The organism is Microcella alkalica (assembly GCF_014137945.1).
Lineage (GTDB): Bacteria > Actinomycetota > Actinomycetes > Actinomycetales > Microbacteriaceae > Microcella > Microcella alkalica.
The window spans coordinates 264,896-288,759 of record NZ_JACGWX010000001.1; the positions used below are offsets into that span (position 1 = coordinate 264,896).

Sequence of the window (23,864 nt, forward strand, 5' to 3'; positions counted from 1 at the left end):
GTGCGAACGCCGCCGCCATGCACGCCCTCGTCGACGACCTCAGGGCACGCCTCGCCGCCGCGGCCCTCGGCGGCCCCGAGCGCAGCCGCGAGCGGCACGTCGCGCGTGGCAAGCTCCTCCCGCGCGACCGCATCGACGCGCTGCTCGACGACGGCAGCCCCTTCCTCGAGCTCGCCCCGCTCGCCGCGCACGGACTCTACGACGACGAGGCGCCCGGTGCGGGCGTCATCGCGGGCGTCGGGCTCGTGCACGGCCGCCACGTGCTCGTCATCAGCAACGACGCGACCGTCAAGGGCGGCACCTACTTCCCCATGACGGTCAAGAAGCACCTGCGGGCGCAGGAGGTCGCGCTCGAGAACCGGCTGCCGTGCGTGTACCTCGTCGACTCGGGCGGCGCGTTCCTGCCGCTGCAGGCCGAGGTCTTCCCCGACCGCGACCACTTCGGGCGCATCTTCTTCAACCAGGCGCGGATGTCCGCGGCCGGCATCCCGCAGATCGCCTCCGTCATGGGGTCGTGCACCGCGGGCGGCGCGTACGTGCCCGCGATGAGCGACGAGACCGTCATCGTGCGCAACCAGGGCACGATCTTCCTCGGCGGGCCGCCGCTCGTGAAGGCCGCGATCGGCGAGGTCGTGAGCGCCGAGGAGCTCGGCGGCGGCGACACGCACGCGCGCATCTCGGGCGTCGTCGACCACCTCGCCGATGACGACCGGCACGCCCTCGACATCGTCCGCGACATCATCGCGACCGTGCCGCCGCCCGCCGCGCCCGCGTGGGAGGTCGGCGAGAGCATCCCGCCCGCGGTCGACGAGAGCACTCTCTACGACGTCATCCCGCCCGACGTGCAGTCGCCGTACGACGTGCGCGAGGTCATCGCGCGGCTCGTCGACGGCGGAGGCACCTGGCACGAGTTCAAGCGCGAGTACGGCGAGACCCTCGTGACGGGCTTCGCGCGCATCCACGGCCACCCCGTCGGCATCGTCGCCAACAACGGCGTGCTGTTCAGCGAGTCGGCGGCGAAGGGCGCGCACTTCATCGAGCTGTGCGACCAGCGCGGCGTGCCGCTGCTGTTCCTGCAGAACATCTCGGGCTTCATGGTCGGGCGCGACGCGGAGGCGGGCGGCATCGCCAAGCACGGCGCGAAGATGGTGACGGCGGTCGCGACGACGCGCGTGCCGAAGCTCACGGTCGTCATCGGCGGCTCATTCGGCGCCGGCAACTACTCGATGTGCGGCCGGGCCTACTCGCCGCGCTTCCTCTGGATGTGGCCGAACGCGCGCATCTCGGTCATGGGCGGGCAGCAGGCCGCCGCCGTACTCGGCACCGTAAGGCGCGACCAGCTCGGCGACGCGTGGAGCGCCGACGAGCAGGAGGAGTTCGAGCGCCCCATCCGCGAGCTCTACGAGAGCCAAGGCAGCCCCTACTTCTCGACCGGTCGCCTGTGGGACGACGGCATCATCGACCCCGCCGACACCCGCACCGTGCTCGGTCTCGCCCTCGACGTCTGCAGCCGCGCCCCGCTGCCCGACCCGGCCTTCGGCCTCTTCCGGATGTGACGGCGATGACCAGCCACGACCTGCCACGCCCCTTCGGCTCCGTGCTCGTCGCGAATCGCGGCGAGATCGCGTGCCGCATCATCCGCACGCTGCGCGAGCTGGGCATCCGCTCGATCGCGGTCTGCAGCGACGCCGATGCGGATGCCCGCCACGTCGCGCTCGCGGATCTCGCCCTGCGCATCGGCCCGGCCTCCGCCGCCGAGAGCTACTTGAGCGTCGAGGCCGTCGTCGACGCCGCCCGCCGCAGCGGTGCCGAGGCGATCCATCCGGGCTACGGGTTCCTCAGCGAGAACGCCGAGCTCGCCGCCGCGTGCGCCGAGGCCGGCATCGTGTTCGTCGGGCCGAGCCCGCGCGCGCTCGAGGTCATGGGCGACAAGATCCGCGCGAAGGCGCACGTCGCCGAGCGCGGCGTCCCGACCATCCCCGGTTTCGGGGAGGTGGGGACGACTGACGCCGACCTCGTCGCGGCGGCCGACCGCGTCGGCTTCCCGCTCATCATCAAGCCGTCGGCGGGCGGCGGCGGCAAGGGCATGACGGTCGTGCACAAGGCGGATGCCCTGCCCGACGCGCTCGCCGGTGCGCGCCGCGTCGCCCTCAAGGCCTTCGGCGACGACACGCTCCTGCTCGAGCGCTTCATCGCAGCCCCCCGCCACATCGAGGTGCAGGTGCTCGCCGACACGCACGGCACGACCGTGCACCTGGGCGAGCGCGAGTGCTCGCTGCAGCGCCGCCACCAGAAGATCATCGAAGAGGCTCCCTCTCCCTTGCTCGACGAGGCGACGCGCGCCGCGATCGGCGAGGCCGCGTGCGAGGTCGCCCGCAGCGTCGACTACGCGGGAGCCGGCACCGTCGAATTCCTCGTCGCCGATGCCCGCCGCGACGAGTTCTTCTTCATGGAGATGAACACGCGCCTCCAGGTCGAGCACCCCGTGACCGAGCTCGTCACGGGCGTCGACCTCGTCGAGCAGCAGCTGCGCATCGCCGCGGGGCACCGACTCGACCTTCCGCCGCTGCGACTCGACGGCCATGCGATCGAGGCGCGGCTCTACGCGGAGGACCCGGCGAGCGGGTTCCTGCCCTCGACCGGCACCGTGCGGGGGCTCGCCGAGGCGAGCGGGCCCGGCGTGCGCGTCGACTCGGCGCTCGTCGAGGGGCTCGTCGTCGGCGCCGACTACGACCCCATGCTCGCCAAGGTCATCGCGCACGGTCCTGATCGCGCGACGGCTCTCGCTCGACTGGATGCCGCTCTCGCGTCGACGCGCGTGCTCGGCCTGCGCACCAACCGCGCCTACCTGCGGCAGGTGCTCGCCGACCCCGACGTGCAGGCAGGTCGCCTCGAGACCTCGCTCATCGAGCGCATCGTGCCCGCGTCGGCCTCGTTCGACCCCGCGTCATCGGCGACGGATGCCGCGGCCGCCGCGGCCGCGGCCCTGCTCGAGCACGCGCGTCGGCTCGAGCGGGCCGCCGTGGGCCCGGCAGCCCGAGCCGCGAGCGCTGCCCGCGCGGCGAGCCCGCTCTGGCGCGCGCCGAGCGGCTTTCGTCTGGGCGAGCACCGCCCGGCCCGGTATGAGCTCGTCGACGTCGCTGCAGGCCCCGAGGCCGAGCCCGTGATCGTGCTCGTCAGCGGCTCGCCCGAGGATGCGACCGTGCGTCTCGGCGCGTCCGAGCCCGCTGCGGCCCGGGTCTCCGAGCGCGACGGTCTCGTGACCGTGCACCTCGACGGCACCGCGCAGACCTTCGCCGCGGCCCGCGACGGCGACGTGCTGTGGTTGCAGCCGACCGCCGCGGATGCCGGCGCCGCGATCGCGTTGCGCGTGCTCGACCGCGCCGCTCGCGCCGCCGCGCACGCCGACCGCCGCCGTGCCAGCGGCTCGGGCATCGCGCCCGGCGCCGCGAGCCCCGAGCTGCGCGCGACGATGCCCGGCGCGGTCGTCGCGCTCGGCGCCGCCGACGGCGACCGCGTCGAGGCCGGCCAGCCGATTGTGACCGTCGAGGCGATGAAGATGGAGCACGCCGTGCTCGCTCCGCACGCCGGCGTCCTCCGGCTCGGCGCCGCCGTCGGCGACCAGGTGCGGCAGGGCCAGGTCGTCGCGCGCATCGAGCCCGACGCCGAGCCCGAGTCCGCAGTCGCGGGCCCGCACGAGACCACCGCGGCCGGCGAACCCGACGCGACCGCCGCATCCGCCCCCCACGAAGGAGCCCCCGCATGATCGAGTTCACCGAGGAGCAGCTCGAGCTGCAGAGCATGGTGCGCGAGTTCGCGAACGAGGTCGTCGACCCCGCCGCGTACGAGGCCGACCGCACGAAGACGCTGCCGATGGCGGTCGTGAAGCAGATGGGCGAGATGGGGCTGTTCGGGCTGCCGTTCCCCGAGGAGTACGGCGGTCAGGGCGGCACCTACGTCGAGCTGTGCCTCGCGATCGAGGAGCTCGCGCGCGTCGATCAGTCGATCGCCGTGACCCTCGAGGCCGGGGTCGGGCTCGGGGCGATGCCGATCTTCCGCAGCGGGACGGAGGAGCAGAAGCAGCACTGGCTGCCGCGGCTCACCTCGGGCGAGGCCCTCGCGGGCTTCGGACTCACCGAGGCCGAGGCCGGCTCCGACGCGGGCGCGACCCGCACGACCGCGCGGCTCGAGGGCGGCGAGTGGGTCATCGACGGGTCGAAGCAGTTCATCACCAACTCGGGCACGCCCATCACCGAGCTCGTCACGGTCACGGCGGTCACGGGGCGCGATGACAGCAACAAGGCCGAGCTCAGCGCGATCCTCGTGCCGTCCGGAACGCCGGGCTTCACCGTCGAGCCCGCCTACGACAAGGTGGGCTGGCACGCCTCCGACACCCACCCACTGACCTTCCAGGGCGCGCGCGTGCCCGAGGAGAACCTGCTCGGGGAGCGCGGGCGCGGGTTCGCCAACTTCATCCAGACGCTCGACGAGGGCCGCGTCGCGTTCGCCGCCCTCGGCACGGGAGCCGCGCAGGGCTGCCTCGACGAGGCGATCGCCTACGCGAAGAGCCGCAAGGTCTTCGGCCGCCCGATCGGCGCGAACCAGCACATCGCCTTCACGCTCGCGCGCATGGAGGCGCGCGTGCACCAGGCGCGGCTCGCGACCTACGACGCGGCGTTCCGGCTCGTGTCGGGCCAGCCTTTCAAGAAGCAGGCGAGCATCGCCAAGATGGTGGCGAGCGAGGCGGCGATGGACAACGCCCGCGACGCGACCCAGATCTTCGGAGGCTACGGATTCATGAACGAGTACCGCGTCGCCCGGCACTACCGCGACTCGAAGGTGATCGAGATCGGCGAGGGAACGACCGAGGTGCAGCTGATGATCATCGCGCGCGAGCTGGGGTTCTCGTGAGCACCGATGCGCCCGCCGCGGGCGAGGGCGAGGGCCGCCGCATCGTGCAGCGCGGCCTCTGGTTCGAGGAGTTCGACGTCGGCACGACGTACGTCCACGCCCCGGGCCGCACGCTCACCGAGGCCGACAACGTGCTCTTCACGACCCTGACGATGAACACGCAGTCACTGCACCTCGACGCGGCGTGGTCGGCCGCGCAGCCGTTCGGCGAGCGCCTGGTGAACTCGATGCTCACGCTCTCGACCCTCGTCGGGGCATCCGTCGCCCAGCTCACGCAGGGCACGATCGTCGCGAACCTCGGATTCACCGAGGCCTCCTTCCCGCACCCGATGCGCCACGGCGACACCCTCTACAGCGAGACGCTCGTCGAGGCGAAGCGTCTCTCAGGCTCGCGGCCGGGGCAGGGGATCGTGACGCTGCGCCACACGGGCCGCAATCACGACGGCGTCGTCGTCGCGACCGCGACGCGCTCGACGCTCGTCTGGTGCGAAGGCGCGGCGCCGTGAACATGCCCGGTGCCGCGGGCTTCGCGCTCGGCCCGGCGATCCTGTTCGTCCCGGCGGACCGCCCCGAGCGCTTCGCAAAGGCCGCCGAGCGCGCCGACGCGGTCATCATCGATCTCGAGGATGCCGTGGCGCCGGCCGGCAAGCAGCGCGCGCGCGAGGCGCTGCGGGCCTCCGATCTGGACCCGACCCGCACGATCGTGCGCGTGAACGCGCGCGGCACGGCCGACCACGCGCTCGACGTAGCCGCCGTGGCGGACACCGAGTACCGCATCCTCATGCTGCCGAAGGCGGAGCGGTCGGCGGATGCCGCCGCGCTCGCCGCGGAGACGGGGTGCGCGATCGTCGCGCTCGTCGAGACCGCCGCGGGGGTGCTCGCGGCCGAGGAGCTCGCCGCGGAGCCCTCGGTCGTCGCGCTCATGTGGGGCGCGGAGGACCTCGTCGCCTCGCTCGGCGGATCTTCGAGCCGCGGCCCCGACAGCCGCTATCGCGACGTCGCGCGCCACGCCCGAGCGCGCGTCCTGCTCGTAGCGGGCGGGCACGGGAAGGCAGCGATCGACGCCGTGCACCTCGACATCGCCGACCTCGCTGGCCTCGAGGAGGAGGCCCGCGACGCGGTGGCCCAGGGATTCGCGGCGACCGCGTGCATCCACCCCGGGCAAGTCGAGACGATCAGGGCCGCATACAGGCCCAGCGCCGACGAGATCGCCTGGGCGCATCGAGTGCTCGAGGCGGCGTCGGCCGCGGGTGCCTATGGCGTCTTCGCGCACGAGGGCCGGATGGTCGACGAGCCGGTGCTGCGTCACGCGCGTCGGGTGGTGCAGCGCGCGGGGGAGTAGCCCTACTCCTCGAACGTGTTCACCATCGCGTGCGCCGCGCGCAGCATGTGATCCCAGATCGCTTCCTCGTGCAGGGGCGGCAGCGCCAGTGAGTCGAGCGCCGCGCGCATGTGCGTGAGCCAGCGGTCGCGCGCATCCGGGCTGACCTTGAAGGGCATGTGCCGCATGCGCAGTCGCGGGTGCCCGCGCTGCTCGCTGTAGGTCGTCGGGCCGCCCCAGTACTGCTCGAGGAAGGCGGTCAGCCGCCAGACGGCGCCCTCCATGTCGTCGTCGGGGTACATCGGGCGCAGCACGGGGTCCGACTCGATGCCCTCGTAGAACTTCCGCACGAGGCGCTCGAAGGTCGCGTGCCCGCCGACCTGCGCGAACATCGGGTCGGTCGGTCCGCCCGTGGGGCCGAGCGTGAGGTCGGCCATCAGTCGCGACCCGTCGCGGCGTCGTCGTCGGCCGCGCGCGCGACCGGCTTTGCCGACGTCGCCGGCTTCCGCCCCGCGCCGGCCTTCGCGTCGAGCCCGTCGAGCACGAGGCGGTTGAGCGCCGGAAGGGCGACGCCGAGCTCGTCGAGGGCGTCCTTCATGCGTCGGCGGAGCTCGCGCGCGATGTCGAACTGGTCGCCCGAGCGCACCTTCACCACCAGCCGGATGACGAGCGCCTCGGCCGAGATCGACTCGATGCCCCACACCTCCGGCTTCTCGAGGATCTTCCGCTTCCAGGTCGGGTCGTCGGCCATCGCCTGCGCCGTGTCGAGCATCGTCCTCTCGACGGAGTCGATGTCGGCCGTGTACGGAGCGGGGATGTCCAGGATGACCCGCGCCCAGCCCTGCGACTTGTTGCCGACGTTCGTGATCTCGCCGTTGCGCACGTACCAGAGGGTGCCGTTGACGTCGCGAACCTGTGACACGCGCACGCCCACCGTCTCCACGACGCCCGAGACTGCTCCCTGGGTCGTGACGAGATCGACGATGTCCCCGACGCCGAGCTGGTCCTCGAAGACCATGAACAGGCCGTTGAGCATGTCCTTGACGACGTTCTGCGCGCCGAAGCCGAGGGCGGCGCCGAGGATGCCCGCCGAGGCGATGAGCGCGGTGACCGAGAACTGCAGCTCGCTCAGCACGAGCACGATCGTGACCGACACGATCGCCCAGGTCACGAGGTTGTTGAGCACCGAGCCGATCGTGCGGGTGCGCTGCACGACGCGCACCGCCATGAGCGGCGAGGCGCTCAGCTCGACCGTGTGCTCGACGGCCTGCGCCCTCTTCACGCCGTTGACGACGCGATCGACGACGCGCCGGATCGACACCCGCAGCAGCGCCCGCAGCACGATCGCGCCGACGACGACGCCGAGGATGCGCAGCGGAACGCGCCACGCCAGGTACCAGGCGTAGACGCCGTCGCCGAGGGCCGACCAGTCGAAGGTGTCCATCGCCTTCAGCTTAGTGACGGGCGCGCCGGAGAACGGCCCGAGGGCCCCGTCGTTCGACGAGGCCCTCGGGGTGCTCCGGCCGAGCATCCGCCGCAGGATGCCCGGGGCGATTCGTCTACGCGCGGTCGCGATCCTGAGCGGCGAGCGCCCGCTCGACGCCCGCGAGGTTCTCCGAGACCATCCGACGCAGCGCGGCCGGCTGGTCGGGGTTCGCGTCGAGCCAGGCGCGCGTCGCGTCGACGAGCCGCAGCGACGCGAGGGGCGCCGGGTAGAGGCCGAGGATGAGGTACTCGGCGATCTTGTAGCTGCGGCTCTCCCACACCTCGACGAGCGCGTCGAAGTAGCGGCCGACGAGACCCTCGAGCCCAGCGGGGTCGTTGACGTGCTGGAAGCCCATCGTCGTCATCCGCACGATCGCGTTCGGCACCGAGTCGTCGGTGAGCAGGTGCTCCATGACGGCGGCCTTTCTCGCCGCGTCCGGGAAGGCCGCGTTGGCGCGCGACGCCGCCTGCTGCCCGTTCGATGTGTTGTCCTTCGCGAGGGCCGCGTCGATGTCGCCCGGCGTGATCGCGCCGACGAGGGCGAGGCCCTCCAGGAGCTCCCACTCGAGGTCGGTGTCGACGCCGAGCCCATCGAGCGCGATCGAGCCATCGCGGAGGCCTGCGAGGATCTCGCCGTGGGCGGGCGTCGCGACCATGTTCGCGAAGAACTTCACGAACTGGAACTGCGCGTCGCTGCCGGCCTCCGCGCTCTGCGCGAGTGCCCACAGCGCGTCGGCGACCTCGGCGATCGTCGCGTCGCGCCGCGAGGGGTCGACGTAGAGGCGGGCGACGGTCGTGAGCTGCGTGAGCGTCGTGCGGATCGTCGTCGACTCGGTCTCGGTCGCGATGTTGTTGAGCACGAGCCGCACGTAGTCGCGCGGTGCCGCTTCGGCGTCGCGCGTGGCGTCCCACACGGCGCCCCACACGATCGCGCGGGCCAGCGGGCTCTCGATCGCCGCGAGGTGCTCGATCGCGACGGCGAGCGAGGCCTCGTCGAGGCGGATCTTGGCGTACGCGAGGTCGTCGTCGTTCAGCAGGATGAGCGCGGGGCGGCTCCGGCCCACGAGCTCGGGCACGTCGGTGCGCTCGCCGTCGACGTCGAGCTCGAGGCGGTGGGTGCGCGTGAGCGCGCCATCCACGAGGTCGTAGAAGCCGATCGCCATGCGGTGCGGGCGGATCGTCGGGTAGTCGGGCGCCGCGCTCTGCAGCACCGCGAACGCGGTGATCGTGCCCGACTCGTCGACCGAGAGCTCGGGGCGCAGCGTGTTGACGCCCGCCGTCTCGAGCCACTTCTCGCTCCACGAGGTGAGCTCGCGTCCGCTTGCGGCCTCGAGCTCGACGAGCAGGTCGCGCAGCTCGGTGTTGCCCCACGCGTGCTTGCGGAAGTAGGCGGAGACCCCCGCGAAGAACGCCTCCTGGCCGACCCACGCGACGAGCTGCTTGAGCACGCTGCCGCCCTTGGCGTACGTGATGCCGTCGAAGTTGACCTGCACGTCCTCCAGGTCGTTGATCGTCGCGACGACGGGGTGGGTCGACGGCAGCTGGTCCTGGCGGTACGCCCAGCTCTTCTCCATCGCCTGGAAGGTCGTCCACGCCTCGTGCCACTCGGTGGCCTCGGCGGTGGCGATCGTCGACGCCCACTCGGCGAACGACTCGTTGAGCCACAGGTCGTTCCACCACTTCATGGTCACGAGGTCGCCGAACCACATGTGGGCGAGCTCGTGCAGGATCGTGACGACGCGGCGCTCCTTGATCGCGTCGGTGACTTTCGAGCGGAAGACGTAGGTCTCGGTGAACGTCACCGCTCCCGCGTTCTCCATGGCGCCGGCGTTGAACTCGGGCACGAAGAGCTGGTCGTACTTCTCGAACGGGTACGCGACGCCGAACCTCGACTCGAAGTACTCGAAGCCCTTGCGGGTGATGTCGAAGATGTAGTCGGCGTCGAGGTACTCGAACAGCGAGGCGCGCGCGAAGATCCCGAGCGGGATCGTGCGGCCGTCGGAGCTCGTCAACTCGCTCGTGACGCTCTGGTACGGGCCCGCGATGATCGCCGTGATGTAGCTCGAGATGCGCTTGGTCGTCGCGAAGACGGACGTGGCGCTGTCGCCCGACTCCTCGCGCGACTCGGCCGGCGCGTTCGAGACGACGACCCACGACTGGGGCGCGGTCACCGTGAAGCGGAACGTCGCCTTGAGGTCGGGCTGCTCGAAGACCGCGAAGACGCGGCGGCTGTCGGGCACCTCGAACTGCGAGTACAGGTAGACCTCGCCGTCGACCGGGTCGACGAAGCGGTGCAGGCCCTCACCGGTGTTGGTGTACTGGTGGTCGGCGACGACCGTGAGCTCGTTGCGCTCGGCGAGGCTCTCGAGGCGGATGCGCGTGCCGTCGGCGATGGCGGCCGCGTCGAGCTCGACGCCGTTGAGCGTGACGCTGTGCACCGTGCGGGTGATCGCGTCGATGAACGTGCTCGCGCCGGGGATCGCGGTGAAGACGACGGTCGACGTCGACCGGAACACCTCGGCTCCCGTGGTCAGGTCGAGCGCGATGTCGTAGCTCTCGGTCTGGACGAGCGACGCGCGCTCCTGGGCTTCGGCGCGGGTCAGATTCTCTCCGGGCACAGCGGGGCCTCCTTCGGCACACAGGGGAAATGCTCGGCTCGTGGCGGAGCGCCTCCACCTTATTCGGCGAGACAGGGCAGAGGGGGGGAACGCGGCCCGTGCGCTCAGGCGGGGGAGCCGGTCGCGAGGCCCAGGGCCTGCGCCGCGTCGAGCAGACGGGTGTCGTAGGCGACCAGAACATCGGCCTCGGTGCGAAGTGCCGTGGCCAGATGCAGGGCGTCGAGGCTGCGAAGGTTCGGGCCGGGAAGCACACCTGCCTCATGGAAGATCGACCGCGTCGGTTCGACCAGATCGATGCGTGCGAGGAGCTCGGAGACCGACGACTGCGCAAGATCCACGCGAGCAGCGAGTCGACGCAGCTCGGTCTCGAGCAGGGCGCTCGACACGATCTCGCGACCGGGGTCGGCGCGATCGAGATACGCAGTCAATGCATCCGATTCGCTCTCGTCGACCAGCACCTTGGCGGCGGCCGACGTGTCGAGGTAGATCCTCATCGCTCGTCGCGGAGAGCCTCGAGTGCAGATGCCGTGCTCTCGCTCGTGCGTGAGCGCGAGATCTCGGCGAAGGGGCGTGCGCTGGTCGCGCGGCGGATGCGCAGAGATCCGTCGGGCGCCGGGGGGCTCAGTAGCGCGACCACTTTGCCGTGGTTCGTGATCTCGTAGGTGCCCCCTGCGGAGACATTGCGGAGGATCTCTGAACTGCGATTGCGCAGATCGCGGTGTGCAAGTCGTTCAGCCATGTCGCCTCCCTCAGTGTAGCAACTGTAGCATTTTGGTGGATCCGAGCTCTATGCGGCCACGCGCATCCACACGATGCCGTGCGCGGGGATCACGAGGTCGCGCCGCAGGTCGATCGTGCCGCCGACGATCAGGTCCTGTCCGGTCGCGGGCAGCCCCGAGAGCGTGAGCGCGGTGACGGTCTGCGGGTCGTCAGCGACGTTGGCGAAGCAGACCACGCGCGTGCCGGCCCCCGGCCGCTGGTACCCGATGACGTGCGGGTTGCGGGCGTCGAAGGCGATGAGGGTGCCGCCGGCGAACTCCGGCGTCGTGCGACGCACGGCCAGCAGGCGCGTGAGGCGCGAGTAGAGCATCCCCGCCGCCGTCGTCACGTCGTGGCGCTGCGCGTACAGGTCGGCCGGGTACGGCGGCCGGTTGACCCAGCGGCTGTCGTCGCGGTGGGCGGGGTCGGCGATGTACGTGTAGTCGTTCAGCTGGCCGACCTCGTCGCCGAGGTACAGCAGCGGCACCCCGCCGGTCGAGAGGGGGATGCTGTGCGCGAGCACGATGCGATCGATCGCCCCCGCATCGCCCGCTTCGAGCCCGGCCAGAGACGCGGTCGTGCCCGAGATGCGGCAGTCGCCCGTCTTCGGGTTGTCCTGGAAGGGCACGCCGCGCGCGAACGAGCCGGGGAACCGGTCGACGAAGAAGCTGTTCAGGAAGCGTCGGTGGCTGTAGCCGTCGATGCCGAGCTCGGCGGCGTCCTCGTCGGCGAAGGTCCATCCGATGTCGTCGTGGCTGCGCACGTAGTTGACCCACGCCGTGCCGGCCGGCAGCGCGTGGCGGCGCTCGAGGGCCTGCTGCAGCAGGCGGCCATCGCGCGTCGCGAGCGAGTTCCAGATGAGCGCCATCTGGAGCGGGTTGTAGCTGAGCTGGCACTCCTCGGGCGAGATGTACTGGATGACCTCGTCGGGGTGCACGATCGCCTCCGACTTGAACAGCACGGCCGGGGCGGCGATGCGCAGGGCCGCGTTGAAGGCCCTGATCAGAAGGTGCGCCTCGGGCAGCGACTCGCACTGCGTGCCGAGCTGCTTCCAGATGAACGCGACGGCGTCCATGCGCAGGATGTCGACGCCCTGGTTGGCGAGGAACAGCATCTCGCCGGCCATCGCGCGGAAGACCGCGGGGTTGGAGTAGTTGAGATCCCACTGGAAGGTGTGGAACGTCGCCCAGATCCAGCGCCCCGTGCGCGTGCCGTCGGGGGAGTCGGGCATCGGCACGAACGAGCGGGGGTGGTCGTCGGGGAAGATCTCGCGCACCGTGCGCTCGAAGGCGTCGGGCATCTCCCGGTCATCGAAAACCCAGTAGTAGTCCTCGAACTCGCGCTCGCCGTTCAGGGCCCGCTGCGCCCACTCGTGCTCGTTCGAGGTGTGGTTGAAGATGAAGTCGACGACGAGCGCGATGCCCGCCTCGCGCAGCTCGGCCGCGAGCGCCGTGAGCTGGGCCATGTCGCCGAGCGCGGGGCTCACCTCGCGGTAGCTCGACACGGCGTAGCCGCCGTCGCTGTTCTCCTCCGGGGCGAGGAAGAGCGGCATGAGGTGCAGGTACGTGAGCCCGAGCTCCTGGAAGTAGGGGATGCGCGGGCTCACGCCGCGCAGATCGGTCGCGTACCGGTCGACGTAGATGACGCCGCCGAGCATCCGGTTCGAGGTGAACCAGTCGGGGTCGGCCTCACGGGCGGCGTCGAGCGCCCGCAGCTCGGCGGGGCGGGTCTGCCAGCTCGTCGCGAGCTGAGCCACGAGCAGCTCGAGCTCGCGGTCGGTGCGCTCGCTGTCTCCGTACACCGCCCGGAAGAGGTCGGTGAGTCGGGGCAGCTCGCGCGCGGCGCGCTCGTGCAGTCGGGCCCAGTCGTCATCGGTCGTGCTCGAGAGCCGAGCGCCCTCGATCGCGGCCTGCAGCGCCTGCTCCATCGCGGCATCCCTTCGTCGGTGCTCGTGCCTCGCGCGAGACTGTTGTCCAGATGGACAACGTGTGCCATCCTTGCGTTATGGCGTCCACCGTATTCGAACGCGACCGTCCTGACCTGCGTGTCGTCGAGGCGTCGCTCGCCGACACGCGCCTCTCGGTCTTCTGGCTCGACGACCTGCCTGCCCGCGCGCCGCATCCGGCGCTCACGACCCGCGAGCGCGCCGATCTCGCGGTCGTCGGCGGCGGCTACGCCGGGCTCTGGACGGCGCTGCTCGCGAAGGAGCGCGACCCCGGCGCGCGCGTCATCCTGCTCGAGGCCAAGCGCATCGGGTGGGCGGCCTCCGGTCGCAACGGCGGGTTCGTCGAGGCCACCCTGACCCACGGCGCGAAGAACGGTGAGCAGCGCTTCGTCGACGAGCTCGAGACGCTCGATCGGCTCGGCATGCAGAACCTCGACGACATCGAGGCGACCGTGCGCGATCGCGACTGGAGCTGCGACTTCGAGCGCGTCGGCTCGTTCGCCGTAGCGACCGAGCAGTACCAGGTGCGCGAACTCGCCGAGGCGCACGACGGTCGCACCGAGCACTTCTACGACGACGCCGCGATGCAGCGCGAGATCGCCTCGCCCACCTACCAGGGCGGGCTGCTCTCGACGCGCGACACCGCCCTCGCGCACCCCGGCAAGCTCGGGCGCGACCTGCTGCGGGCGTGCCTCGAGGCCGGCGTCGAGGTGTTCGAGCACGCGCCCGTGACCGCGCTGCGCGCCGAGACGGATGCCGTGGAGCTGTCGACGAAGGCCGGCGGCGTCGTGCGCGCCGATCGCGTCGCCCTCGCGACCAACGCCTTCCCGTCGCTTCTCAAGCGCTACCGCCTGCACACCGTGCCGGTATACGACTACGTGCTCATGACCGAGCCGCTGTCGACCGATCAGCTCGCCTCGATCGGCTGGAGCGGCCGCCAGGGCGTCGCCGACTCGGCCAATCAGTTCCACTACTACCGACTGAGCGCCGACAACCGCATCCTGTGGGGCGGGTACGACGCGATCTACCACTACGGCGGGCGCATCCGCGCCGAGTACGACGACCGCCGCGAGAGCTTCGAGACGCTCGCGAGCCACTTCCTCACGACCTTCCCGCAGCTCGAGGGCATCCGGTTCACGCACCGCTGGGCGGGCGTCATCGACACATCGAGCCGCTTCTGCGCCTTCCACGCGACCGCGCACGGCGGTCGCGTCGCCTACTCGGCCGGTTTTACCGGGCTCGGCGTCGCCGCGACCCGCTTCGCCGCGAACGTCATGCTCGACCAGCTCGCGGGGCTCGAGAGCGAGCGCACGGCCCTGGCGATGGTGAACCAGCTCCCGCTGCCGTTCCCGCCCGAACCGGCCACGTATCCGGCCGTGCAGTCGGTGCGCAGGGCGCTGGATCGCGCCGACCACCGCGAGGGCCGTCGCAATCTGTTCCTTCGCACGCTCGACGCGGTGGGGCTAGGGTTCGACTCGTGACCTCTCTTCCGCTCGACGCGCCCACGATCGTCCAGGCCCTCGAGCTCGAGCTCGAGCTCGAGCGGGTCGACCCCGAGCAGGTCGTCGACGGCGACCCGCACGTCGGGTCGGTGGCCCTCACCGAGCTCGACGACTGGGAGGTCGGCGTCTGGGAGATCACACCTGGCATCGTCACCGATGTCGAGGTCGAGGAGGTCTTCATCGTGCTGCGCGGCCGGGCGATCCTTCGCCGCGAGGACGGCTCCGAGACCGAGCTCGTCCCCGGCTCGGTCGGTCGTCTCGAGGACGGCGAGGAGACCGAGTGGGAAGTGCTCGAGACGCTGCGGAAGATCTACATCGCCTGAGCCCCGCCCGCGCGGCGCATCCGGCCGTAGCGATCGCTACCAGGTCGATTCGCCGCGGATGACGACGTCGCTGCCGCCGTCGATGAAGACGACCTGACCGCACAGGTGGGTGTTCTCGACGCTCGTGAGGTAGGCGATGAGGTGCGCGACGGTCTCGGCCTCGGCGATGCCGTTGAGCGGCATCGGCACCATGTCGAGGACGGCCTTCCTGGACTCCTCCGTCGCCGTGTACGTCGCCGTCATGGGCGTGCGGATGATGCCGGGGGCGACGCCGTTGAGAGGGATGCCCGAACCGGCCCATTCGTCGGTCGCCGCGCTGCGGCGGATCCACCGCACGAGGGCCCGCTTCGTCGAGCTGTAGATGAGCCCGCCGGCGCCCTCGTCGAGGAGCTCCTTCGCACGGTGGAGCGCCGCCGGTTCGTCGTGGGCGAGGCACGCGTCGACGAGCTCGTCGTCGACGGGGAAGAGCGACGCCATCGACGCCGTCGCGACCGCGCGCGGGGCCGACGACCCGGCGAGGAGCGGGCGGAGGCAGTCGAGGGTCGCGAGCGCGCCGAAGTAGTTCACCGCGACGGTCGCCGTCGACTCGGTCGCGAGGCCGGCGTTCGCGATGACCGCGTCGATCGTGCCGCCGCTGAGGTCGCGGGCGTGCTCGACGAGGGCGGCGCGGCCCTCGTGCGTCGTGAGGTCGGCGACGATGTCGGCGTCGTGCATGTCGACGCCGATGACGCGGTGGCCCTGGGCGGCGAGCAGGTCGGCGGTCGCGGCGCCGATGCCGCTCGCCGAGCCCGTGACGAGGTAGGTGCGGGTCATGGTGACGACTCCTTCGTCGATCGGATGCAGCCTCAGCTTTCCACCGGGCGCGAGCCGTCGCCAGGGACCTTTGACCCGCATCCCGCGGCCCTAGAATCGAGGTCATGCGCATCCACGTGGCCACCGATCACGCCGGTCTCGACTTCAGCCGCACGGTGCGCGAGCACGTCGCGAGCCTCGGTCACGAGGTCCACGATCACGGGCCCGTCGACTACGACCCGCTCGACGACTACCCGGCGTTCTGCATCAATGCCGCTCGCGCCGTCGCTTGCGACCTCGAGCAGGGCGTCGAGGCGCTCGGCATCGTGTTCGGCGGCTCGGGCAACGGCGAGCAGATCGCCGCCAACAAGGTCCGCGGCATTCGCGCCGCCCTCGTCTGGAGCGACGCGACCGCGATCCTCGCCCGCGAGCACAACGACGCGAACGTCATCGCGATCGGCGCCCGCCAGCACTCCGTCGAGGAGGTGCTGCGGTTCATCGACGTCTTCGTCTCCACGCCGTTCCCCGGCGACGAGAGGCACGCGCGCCGCATCGCGCAGGTCGGCGAGTACGAGTCGACGGGCGCCATCGTCGGCCACGGCATCGTCTGATCGTGCCCGAGGGTCACTCCGTCCATCGCATCGCCCGCCAGTTCGGGCGCCACTTCGTCGGCCGCCACGTCAGCGCGAGCTCGCCGCAGGGGCGATTCGCCGACGGGGCCGCGATCCTCGACGGCCGGACGATGAGCGATGCGCGCGCCGTCGGCAAGCAGATGTTCCTCGAGTTCGACGATGCGGTGTGGCTTCGCGTCCACCTCGGCATCTACGGCGCGTGGGACTTCGCCGGCGACGTGCGGGGCGATCCGACCACGCGGGCGGCGAACGGCCGCATGGGGCAGACGGGGATGCGCGGAGCATCCGACGACGACGCCGCAGCGGCCCCGACCACGGTCGTCGGCGCGCACGAGGAGTCGCTCGCCTCGATCGGCGCCCCGCGCCGCACCCGACTGCGGATGGCCGAGCAGGAGACCGAGAGCGCCGTCGACGACCTCGCGCTCGAGGGCTTCCCGCCCGACCCGATCGGCGCGGTGAGGGTGCGCCTCCTCACTGACTCGGCCGTCGCCGACCTGAGGGGCCCGACCGCGTGCGAGGTGCTCGACGCGGCCGGTGTGCAGCAGGTGATCGACAGGCTCGGGCCCGATCCGCTCATCGACGACGCCGAGGCGGGGGAGGATCGCATGCTCGCGCGCATCCGCCGCCGTCGTGTGCCGATCGGGCTGCTGCTCATGGACCAGTCGGTGGTGAGCGGCATCGGCAACGTCTACCGGGCGGAGATCCTCTTCCGCGCACGGCTCGACCCGCACGCGCTCGGTGCGGACCTGCCTGAGGAGGTGATCCGCGGCCTGTGGCGCGACTGGCGCTACCTTCTCGGCGTGGGCGTCGACACCGGGCAGATGCTGACGATGGACGGCCTCGACGAGGAGGCCCGTCGCCTCGCCCTGCGCAACCGCGCCGACCGGCACTGGGTCTACAAGCGGGAGGGCCTGCCATGCCGCTTGTGCGGAACGCACATCGTCATGGAGCTCGCCGCCGCTCGCAAGCTCTACCACTGCCCGAGCTGTCAGGTCTGAGGCCCGCCATGCGACACACCCCCCACTTCCTGCTGACCGACACCGCCGAGGTGCGCCGCCTCGTGCGCGACAACCCGTGGGCGACGATCGTGTCGCACGTGCCCGAGCGCGGCATCGTCGCCTCGCACTACCCGTTCCTCCTCGATGAGCAGGCCTCGACGGGCGACGACATCGTGCTCGTGAGCCACGTCGGTCGCCCCGACGAGCAGCTGCACGGGCTCGGCGAGCGCGAGGTGCTCGTCATCGTGCAGGGTCCGCACGGCTACATCTCGTCGTCCTGGTACGCGGAGGGCGACATCGTCCCGACCTGGAACCACGTGACCGCGCACCTCTACGGCACGCCGGAGATCCTCAGCGACGAGGAGAACCTGCGCGTTCTCGCGCACCTGACCGACCACTTCGAGAGGGAGGTCGCCGAGCCGCGCGGCCTCCACCTCGACCCCGAGAAGAGCGCGCGCATCGCGAAGGGCACGGTGGGCATCCGCCTGCGCGTCACCCGCTTCGACGCGCGCGCGAAGCTCAGCCAGAACAAGACCCCCGAGGTCATCGACCGCATCCTCGGCGAGCTCGAGGGCGACGGCCCGTACGCCAGCACGGGCCTCGCCCGCGAGATGAGGAGACTCCATGATCCGCGCCATCCGTGACGCTCGACCGCTCGGAGGCCACGCGCCGATCGACGTGACGATCGCCGACGGCGTCATCACGGGCATCCACCCCGCCGGCACGATCGCCGCGGGCGAGGGCGTCGTCGATCTCGACGGTCGCTTCCTGCTGCCGGGGCTGTGGGACGAGCACGTGCACCTCACCCAGTGGGCGCAGCACCGCCGCCGGCTCGATGTGTCGGGCGCGTCGAGCGCGCGCGACGTCGCCGATCGGGTCGCGGATGCTCGTGCGCACGCGGCGCCGGGCGACACGATCGTGGGCGGAGGCTTCCGCGACGCGCTCTGGCCCGATGCGCCGAGCGCCGCCCTGCTCGACGCCGCTGCGCCGGATCACCCGGTCGTGCTCGTGAGCGCCGATGTACACTGCGCCTGGCTGAACTCCGCGGCCCTCGACCGATTCGGAGCCGAGCTCCCGGTCGCCGAGCTCGCGGCGGCGCGCGCGACGGGGCTGCTGCGCGAGGAGGCCGCGTTCGCGGTGACCCGCCAGCTCGACGCGGCGCCGGATGACGTCCTGGACGAGTGGGTCACCGAGGCGGCGCGCGAAGCGGCCGCGCGCGGCGTGGTCGGGGTCGTCGACCTCGAGATGCGCTGGAGCCTCGACGACTGGCGCCGCCGCACCGCCGCCGGATTCGACGGCCTCCGGGTCGAGTTCGGCGTCTACCCCCAGCACCTCGACCGCGCGATCGAGGCGGGCCTGCGCTCGGGCGCCGTCATAAGCGAGACGGTCTCGGTCGGCCCGCTCAAGGTCATCACCGACGGCTCGCTCAACACGCGCACCGCCTACTGCTGCGACCCGTACCCCGAGGAGGCCGAGCACCCCTACGGCCTGCTCACGGTGCCGCCGTGCGACCTGCACCCGCTCCTCGCGCGCGCCTCGGAGGCGGGCTTCGCGCTCGCCGTGCACGCGATCGGCGACGGCGCGAACAGGGTCGCCCTCGACGTCTTCCACAAGCTCGGTCGCGGCGGCCGCATCGAGCACGCCCAGCTGCTGCACGACTCGGATCTCGCCCGCTTCGCCGCTCTCGGCGTGATCGCGAGCGTCCAGCCCGAGCACGCGATGGACGACCGCGACGTCGCGGAGCGCTTCTGGCCGGGCAGGACACGCCGCGCGTTCGCGCTGCGGTCGCTGCTGGATGCGGGAGCGACGATCGTGCTCGGCTCGGATGCTCCCGTGGCGCCGCTCGACCCGTGGGTCGCGATCGCGGCCGCGACGACGCGATCGCGCGACGGGCGTGATCCGTTCCACGGGGAGCAGGCGATCACGCCCGCCGAGGCTCTCGCGGCGTCGACCCGATCACTCGTCGCGGTGGGCGAGCGCGCGGATCTGGTCGCGGTCGAGACCGATCCGCTGACGGCATCGGGAGATGCTCTGCGCACGATGCCCGTCGCCCTCACGCTGCTGGGCGGGCGCGTGACGCACGCCGCGCTGCCGCAGCTCGCGCGCTCCTAGTCGCGGCGACGGCCGCGACCCCGAGGGGGCCGCGGCCGTCGCACGCGCAGGTCGGGGGTGGATCTGCCTCAGGCCTCGGCGATGTGCGAGAACAGGAACCAGCGATCCTTCTCGAGGTCGGCGGTGATCGCGATCGCCAGATCCTGGCTCACGGGGTCGATCTCCTCGAGACCCTCGATCGCGGCGCGGAGGCTCACGAGCGCAGCGTCGATGCCGGCGATGACGTCGGCGATGAACTCGTCGCTCTGCGCGAAGCCGGCGCGCACGGGCGGCACCGACGTCTTCTTCGCGATCGTCTCGGTGCGCGCGTCGAGCGGGAGGCCCAGCGCGACGATCCGTTCGGCGGCGGTGTCGCCGTACTCGCGGGCGTGCTCCACGAGCGTGTCGAGAAGCTCGTGGACGCCGATGAAGTTGCGGCCGCGCACGTGCCAGTGCGCCTGCTTGCCCTCCAGGGCGAGGGCGTTGAGGTCGATGACGACGGGCTCGAGGTACTGGGAGACGCCCGAGATCATGTCGGCATCGGTCGTCGCTTCGGGGGCGGAGGTCACATCCGTCATGGCGTGGTCCTTTCAAGTCGTCGATCGTGGGCGAGCGGCGCTCGTGGCGCGCGCTCCTCGTCCACGCTAGATCGGGCAGGCACCCCGTGGAGCCGACTCCCACCCCGCTCCCAGGGCGGGCGCGAGTCGTCGGGCGGAGTCAGCGCAGGTCGCGGATGCGTCGCGCGAGGTCGCGCGCGTTCTGCAGACGCCGCTCGTACCGGGCGGCGATCGCGACGACGATGACGCCGGCGAGCCCGAGCCACAGCCACCACTCGACGGAGCGGCCGATGTCCTCCAGGAGCGGCCAGCTCTGCACGATCAGGTGGACGAGCAGGACGATCGCGCCTATGAGCAGGGGCGCCTGCAGGCGGCGGATCGCGCCCCCGACGGCGACGGCGGTGGCGACGACACCCAAGGCGACGACGCGCCAGAGAGCGGGGTCCTGATCGACGGCGACGAGCGAGGGCACGAGGAGGAGGACGAGACCGGGGGTGAGCCACACGGCGCTGCGGGCGGGCTCGTCCCGCTCGAGGCGGAGCGTGCCGATCGCGAGGAGCGCGAGCGCGATCGGGAGGCTCACGAGCTCCACGGGGTCGACCGCGCCGCCCGCACCGAGGATGCCCGCCGCGAGCGCTCCGAGACCCGTTGACCCCGCCGACACCATGTCGCGCTCACGCCGCTCCGGCGCGAGCCAGGCTCCGACGGCGACGGCCGCGAGCACGATCACGAGGAGGATCCCGCGCATCTGCTCCGCGATCGGAAGGCCGCCCGCGCCGGCTGAGGCGGCCAGGTCGACGGACTGGACCACGGCGAGCACCCCCAGCACGACGAGCGCGGCCGACGAGAGGCTCGAGGCCAGCCCGGGAATGCGCGCGTCGAACTCACGGGCGCGCCACGAGACGGCAAGGGCGACGACGCTCGCGATCACGCCGACCGCGAGGGCTCGAAGGAGCGAGTCCTCCGCGCTCGCCAGCGCGAGGGGAGCGCCGGCGAGCAGCGCGGCGAGGGCGATGAGCGGTGCGACCGCACGGCTCGGCGCCCTCTCGTCGCCGCGTCGGACGACGGCGAGACGCGCCGCGACCAGGAGCACGATGCCGGCGACGGGCAGGACGAACGGCTCCGGTGCGGTCTCTCCGGTGGCCTCCAGCTGGGTCCAGAGCGCGAGCGAACCGAGCGCCAGAGCGCCCCAGCCCAGGTGGCGGCGGCGCGAGCGCGACCCGACGAGCCCATCCCGGTCGATCGCCAGTAGCAGGAGGAGCATCGCGCCCGCCAGCAGCAGGAGCGCCCCGTCGCCACCGGCGAGCGCTGCCGTCGAGCCGCTCGCGGCCGAGCCGAGCACCACGATCGCGCCGAGAGCCGAGGTGACGGAGTCCGTCACCGCTCGACGCCGGGAGTCGGGCGCCCGGAGCGCGTGCGCGGCGAGGCTCGTCGTCGCGACGACGATGAGCGCGAGCAGCGCGACGGCTCCGCTCACGTCGGATGGCACCGAGCTCGGGGTCGCGTCGAGCAGCGTCGCGCCGGCGAGGACGACCGCGAGGCCGGGGATCAGCCCCGCGGAGATGAGCCCCTCCAGGTGACGGTCGTCGGGAGAGGCCGCCGAGTCGTGGGCGCCGCGCCGCGATCGGACGAGGACGATCACGAGAGCGCCGAGGCCGATGGTGGCCGCGAGCGCCGCACCGAGGGCAGGGGCGCGCAGGTCGAGCGCGGCGAGCGCGCCCAGCAGGACGGCGACCGCGGAGGCAGCCCGACGCTCCGTGCGGTGCATCCGACCGAGCTGGGCCGCCAGGAGGACGATGCCCGACAGGGCGAGGGCGAGGGCGGAGGGCGCGATCGTCGGCGACGATCCATCGCCGACGGTCGTGCCGTCGAGGAGCCCCGCTCGTGCGACGTCGTCGGCGAGTGGGATGCTCGCGAGGATGACGATCGCCGAGGCGGTCGCGACGGCGATCGCGGTGACGACCGGATGAGCCGGGAGCGACCGGCAGATGGCGACTGCGGTGACGGCGACCGCCGTGCCGATGATCCATCCGCCTGTGACGGCGGGCGCGACCAGCAGCACGAGCACGGCGGAGCCCACGGCGAGCGGCGCCAGGAGCGCCTGCACGGCGCGGCGATCGTCGGGAGAGTCGATCCGCCCGGAGGCGTGGAGGAGCAGGCTCGCGCCGATCGCGAGAACGGAGAGGACGACGACGATCGCGATCCACGTCCCGAGCAGCGGCACGGCGGCGACCGCGAGGACGCCGACGACGGCCGTCAGCGCGCGTGCCCGCGCGCGGAGGACGCCGCGCGCCGCCCAGCCGGCGACGACGAAGCCGAGTGCCAGGAGCAGGCCCGCGAGCGCGGCCGGGATGACCGGCTCGGGGTCGACGATCGTGCTCGTGGTCAGCGTGCCGAGCGACGACGTCGGGGCGAGCGCCGCCTCCGCCGCGGCGCCGAGACCGACGATCGCCGCGACTCCCGCGAGTGCGGCGGCGAGCGCGGCGGCCGTGATCAGAGCGGTGCGCAGCGCGACGGTGCCGGGGGAGGGCTCTCGTCGCGCGACGCCGAGCTCCAGGACGACGGCGATGGCCGTCGCGACCAGGAGCGGCAGCCACACGGCCGTATCACCCGCGGGGAGTCGTGCGGCGCCGATCGCCGACCCCGCAACCGCGGCGAGGACCGCGAGCGCGCCCGTGGCCGCGGCGAGCCACCGCTCGAGCGCGTGCCCGGCGTCGGCGACTCGGGCGACCAGTGCCGCGTGGGCCAGGGCGACGAGGGCGAGCGCGATGCTCAGCACGAGCGTCGCGGTCGCATCGTCGAGCCCGAGAGTGATCGCGCTCCCCGCGACCGTGCCGAGGCCGATCGCCGTCAGCACGGCGATGAGCCGCGCGCCGCGGGCGATCCCGGGCGTCTCGCGGCTCGTCAGCACCGGGTGCGCGAGCGCGGCCGCCGCTCCGACGATGCCGCCGACGGCGGTGCTCGCCCCGGCGAGGATCGTCGACCCCCACTGCGCGTCGAGTGGCGCGGCGAGGTGGGTCGCGAGCATGGCCGCGCCGAGCGGCACGAGCAGTGCGGCGCCGAGGGCAGGAGAGTGCAGGCGCCCGAGCCGCGACCACGCGACGCACACGAGCCCGACGACGACGAGCGCCGCCCCCCAGTAGGCGAGCTCCGGCTGCGCACCGATGCCGAGCGGTTCATTCTCGCGCAGGGCCCACGCGTCGAGGACGAGCACGACGGTCCCGAGAGTTGCGAGACCCTCGGCGGTGGCGCTGAGCCCGCGCCGCGAGAGGGCGGCCGCGGCCGCGAGGGTCGCGAGGGTCCCCGCGGCGACGATGAGCATCCGCACCGTCTGGCCGTAGGTGAGGAACGCGTACACGAGCCCGAAGACCGCGAAGACCGACAGGAGGCTGATGCCGATGATGATGAGCGCGATCTGGATGCTCGAGCGCCCCGATCGCGGAGAGGCAGGGGATGACGCGGCGGGCAGCGCGGACTGCGAGGGCGGCGCGGCGGCGGTCGCCGCGTGAGCGAGCGTCGCGGCTGCGACGCCCACCGGCGCGCTGGCGGCGGTCGCGGCGGCCGCGCCCTCGCGCCGGATGCGCCCGATGAGGGCGACCCGGGCATCCAGGAGATCGGCGGCCTGCTGCGAGACGCGCGCGAGCTCGATCGCGGACGGCTGAGTGAGGTCGAGTCCGCAGCGGGCGCAGCGTGCTGCGCGCAGGGGCGTGAGGCAGACGGGGCACACCGAGGTCGAGCGCAGCTCGAGCGGCGACCGAGGGAAGGCCACGGGGCCGGCGAGGGCGACGTCGGCGGCGGTCGAGGCGCCACTGCTCTCGGGGTCGGCGGGCGGGCTGAGGGGCGGCACGACGCTCATGCGGCACAACCTATCGGCCGGTGCTCGCCGCAGCGCGTCTCCGCGCGCGTCAGGTGTGCGAACACGCGCCGCCG

General features: G+C 72.3%; 20 protein-coding genes. 11 read left to right on the plus strand and 9 right to left on the minus strand.

The window, feature by feature from the left end; translation table 11 throughout:
- Positions 1-17: 17 nt before the first annotated feature.
- The 5 genes from FHX53_RS01295 to FHX53_RS01315 are packed head-to-tail and all read left to right on the plus strand — an operon-like array spanning position 18 to position 6,253.
- Complete coding sequence (locus tag FHX53_RS01295; RefSeq protein ID WP_246335420.1) at positions 18-1,556, plus strand: carboxyl transferase domain-containing protein; 1,539 nt, start codon at positions 18-20, stop codon at positions 1,554-1,556.
- A 5-nt stretch (positions 1,557-1,561) separates the two neighbouring features.
- Complete coding sequence (locus tag FHX53_RS01300) at positions 1,562-3,766, plus strand: ATP-binding protein (RefSeq protein ID WP_182489461.1); 2,205 nt, start codon at positions 1,562-1,564, stop codon at positions 3,764-3,766.
- Complete coding sequence (locus FHX53_RS01305; protein ID WP_182489463.1) at positions 3,763-4,911, plus strand: acyl-CoA dehydrogenase family protein; 1,149 nt, start codon at positions 3,763-3,765, stop codon at positions 4,909-4,911. The genes FHX53_RS01300 and FHX53_RS01305 overlap by 4 nt, the downstream gene beginning before the upstream one ends.
- A complete protein-coding gene (locus FHX53_RS01310) occupies positions 4,908-5,417 on the plus strand; it encodes a MaoC/PaaZ C-terminal domain-containing protein (protein ID WP_182489465.1) in 510 nt (169 codons plus the stop codon). Before FHX53_RS01305 ends, FHX53_RS01310 begins: the two co-directional genes overlap by 4 nt.
- A gap of 2 nt (positions 5,418-5,419) precedes the next feature.
- Positions 5,420-6,253 (plus strand): HpcH/HpaI aldolase/citrate lyase family protein, encoded by an 834-nt coding sequence (locus tag FHX53_RS01315; RefSeq protein WP_182490097.1) that lies wholly within the window; start codon positions 5,420-5,422, stop codon positions 6,251-6,253.
- Between the two features lie 2 nt (positions 6,254-6,255).
- Here FHX53_RS01315 and FHX53_RS01320 read toward each other — a convergent pair whose 3' ends face one another.
- The 6 genes from FHX53_RS01320 to FHX53_RS01345 form a co-directional block, all read right to left on the minus strand.
- Positions 6,256-6,669 (minus strand): globin, encoded by a 414-nt coding sequence (locus FHX53_RS01320; RefSeq protein ID WP_182489467.1) that lies wholly within the window; start codon positions 6,667-6,669, stop codon positions 6,256-6,258.
- Positions 6,669-7,676 carry a mechanosensitive ion channel family protein gene (locus FHX53_RS01325; RefSeq protein ID WP_182489469.1) on the minus strand — a complete coding sequence of 336 codons (1,008 nt, stop codon included), beginning with the start codon at positions 7,674-7,676 and terminating at the stop codon, positions 6,669-6,671. Before FHX53_RS01325 ends, FHX53_RS01320 begins: the two co-directional genes overlap by 1 nt.
- 115 nt (positions 7,677-7,791) lie before the next feature.
- A complete protein-coding gene (gene pepN / locus FHX53_RS01330; RefSeq protein ID WP_182489471.1) occupies positions 7,792-10,335 on the minus strand; it encodes an aminopeptidase N in 2,544 nt (847 codons plus the stop codon).
- Between the two features lie 104 nt (positions 10,336-10,439).
- Positions 10,440-10,829, minus strand: coding sequence for a type II toxin-antitoxin system VapC family toxin (locus FHX53_RS01335; protein ID WP_182489473.1), 390 nt, complete (start codon positions 10,827-10,829; stop codon positions 10,440-10,442).
- Positions 10,826-11,074, minus strand: a complete 249-nt coding sequence (locus tag FHX53_RS01340) for a type II toxin-antitoxin system Phd/YefM family antitoxin (RefSeq protein WP_182489475.1) — start codon at positions 11,072-11,074, stop codon at positions 10,826-10,828. Before FHX53_RS01340 ends, FHX53_RS01335 begins: the two co-directional genes overlap by 4 nt.
- Before the next feature lie 48 nt (positions 11,075-11,122).
- Positions 11,123-13,021 carry an alpha-amylase family protein gene (locus tag FHX53_RS01345; RefSeq protein WP_182489477.1) on the minus strand — a complete coding sequence of 633 codons (1,899 nt, stop codon included), beginning with the start codon at positions 13,019-13,021 and terminating at the stop codon, positions 11,123-11,125.
- 77 nt (positions 13,022-13,098) lie between these two features.
- Between FHX53_RS01345 and FHX53_RS01350 the strand changes: the two genes are divergently transcribed.
- A complete protein-coding gene (locus FHX53_RS01350; RefSeq protein ID WP_182489479.1) occupies positions 13,099-14,520 on the plus strand; it encodes an NAD(P)/FAD-dependent oxidoreductase in 1,422 nt (473 codons plus the stop codon).
- Positions 14,517-14,864: a cupin domain-containing protein gene (locus FHX53_RS13970; protein WP_182489481.1), complete on the plus strand. Its 348-nt coding sequence runs from the start codon at positions 14,517-14,519 to the stop codon at positions 14,862-14,864. Before FHX53_RS01350 ends, FHX53_RS13970 begins: the two co-directional genes overlap by 4 nt.
- 36 nt (positions 14,865-14,900) lie before the next feature.
- On the opposite strand, the gene FHX53_RS01360 is transcribed toward FHX53_RS13970, so the two are convergent.
- A complete protein-coding gene (locus FHX53_RS01360; RefSeq protein WP_182489483.1) occupies positions 14,901-15,677 on the minus strand; it encodes an SDR family NAD(P)-dependent oxidoreductase in 777 nt (258 codons plus the stop codon).
- 104 nt (positions 15,678-15,781) lie between these two features.
- Between FHX53_RS01360 and FHX53_RS01365 the strand changes: the two genes are divergently transcribed.
- The 4 genes from FHX53_RS01365 to FHX53_RS01380 are packed head-to-tail and all read left to right on the plus strand — an operon-like array spanning position 15,782 to position 19,398.
- Positions 15,782-16,267, plus strand: a complete 486-nt coding sequence (locus FHX53_RS01365) for a ribose-5-phosphate isomerase (RefSeq protein WP_182489485.1) — start codon at positions 15,782-15,784, stop codon at positions 16,265-16,267.
- Between the two features lie 2 nt (positions 16,268-16,269).
- On the plus strand, positions 16,270-17,286 hold the full coding sequence (locus FHX53_RS01370) for a DNA-formamidopyrimidine glycosylase family protein (protein ID WP_182489487.1): 1,017 nt from the start codon (positions 16,270-16,272) through the stop codon (positions 17,284-17,286).
- 8 nt (positions 17,287-17,294) lie between these two features.
- The gene (locus FHX53_RS01375) at positions 17,295-17,930 is read left to right on the plus strand and encodes an FMN-binding negative transcriptional regulator (protein ID WP_182489489.1); all 636 of its coding nucleotides are present in this window, start codon (positions 17,295-17,297) and stop codon (positions 17,928-17,930) included.
- A complete protein-coding gene (locus FHX53_RS01380) occupies positions 17,911-19,398 on the plus strand; it encodes an amidohydrolase (RefSeq protein WP_182489491.1) in 1,488 nt (495 codons plus the stop codon). The genes FHX53_RS01375 and FHX53_RS01380 overlap by 20 nt, the downstream gene beginning before the upstream one ends.
- A 68-nt stretch (positions 19,399-19,466) precedes the next feature.
- Here the strand turns inward: FHX53_RS01380 and FHX53_RS01385 are convergent, their stop codons facing one another.
- Positions 19,467-19,955: a Dps family protein gene (locus FHX53_RS01385; protein WP_182489493.1), complete on the minus strand. Its 489-nt coding sequence runs from the start codon at positions 19,953-19,955 to the stop codon at positions 19,467-19,469.
- A gap of 139 nt (positions 19,956-20,094) precedes the next feature.
- Positions 20,095-23,790, minus strand: coding sequence for an SCO7613 C-terminal domain-containing membrane protein (locus tag FHX53_RS01390; RefSeq protein ID WP_182489494.1), 3,696 nt, complete (start codon positions 23,788-23,790; stop codon positions 20,095-20,097).
- Positions 23,791-23,864 lie beyond the last annotated feature (74 nt).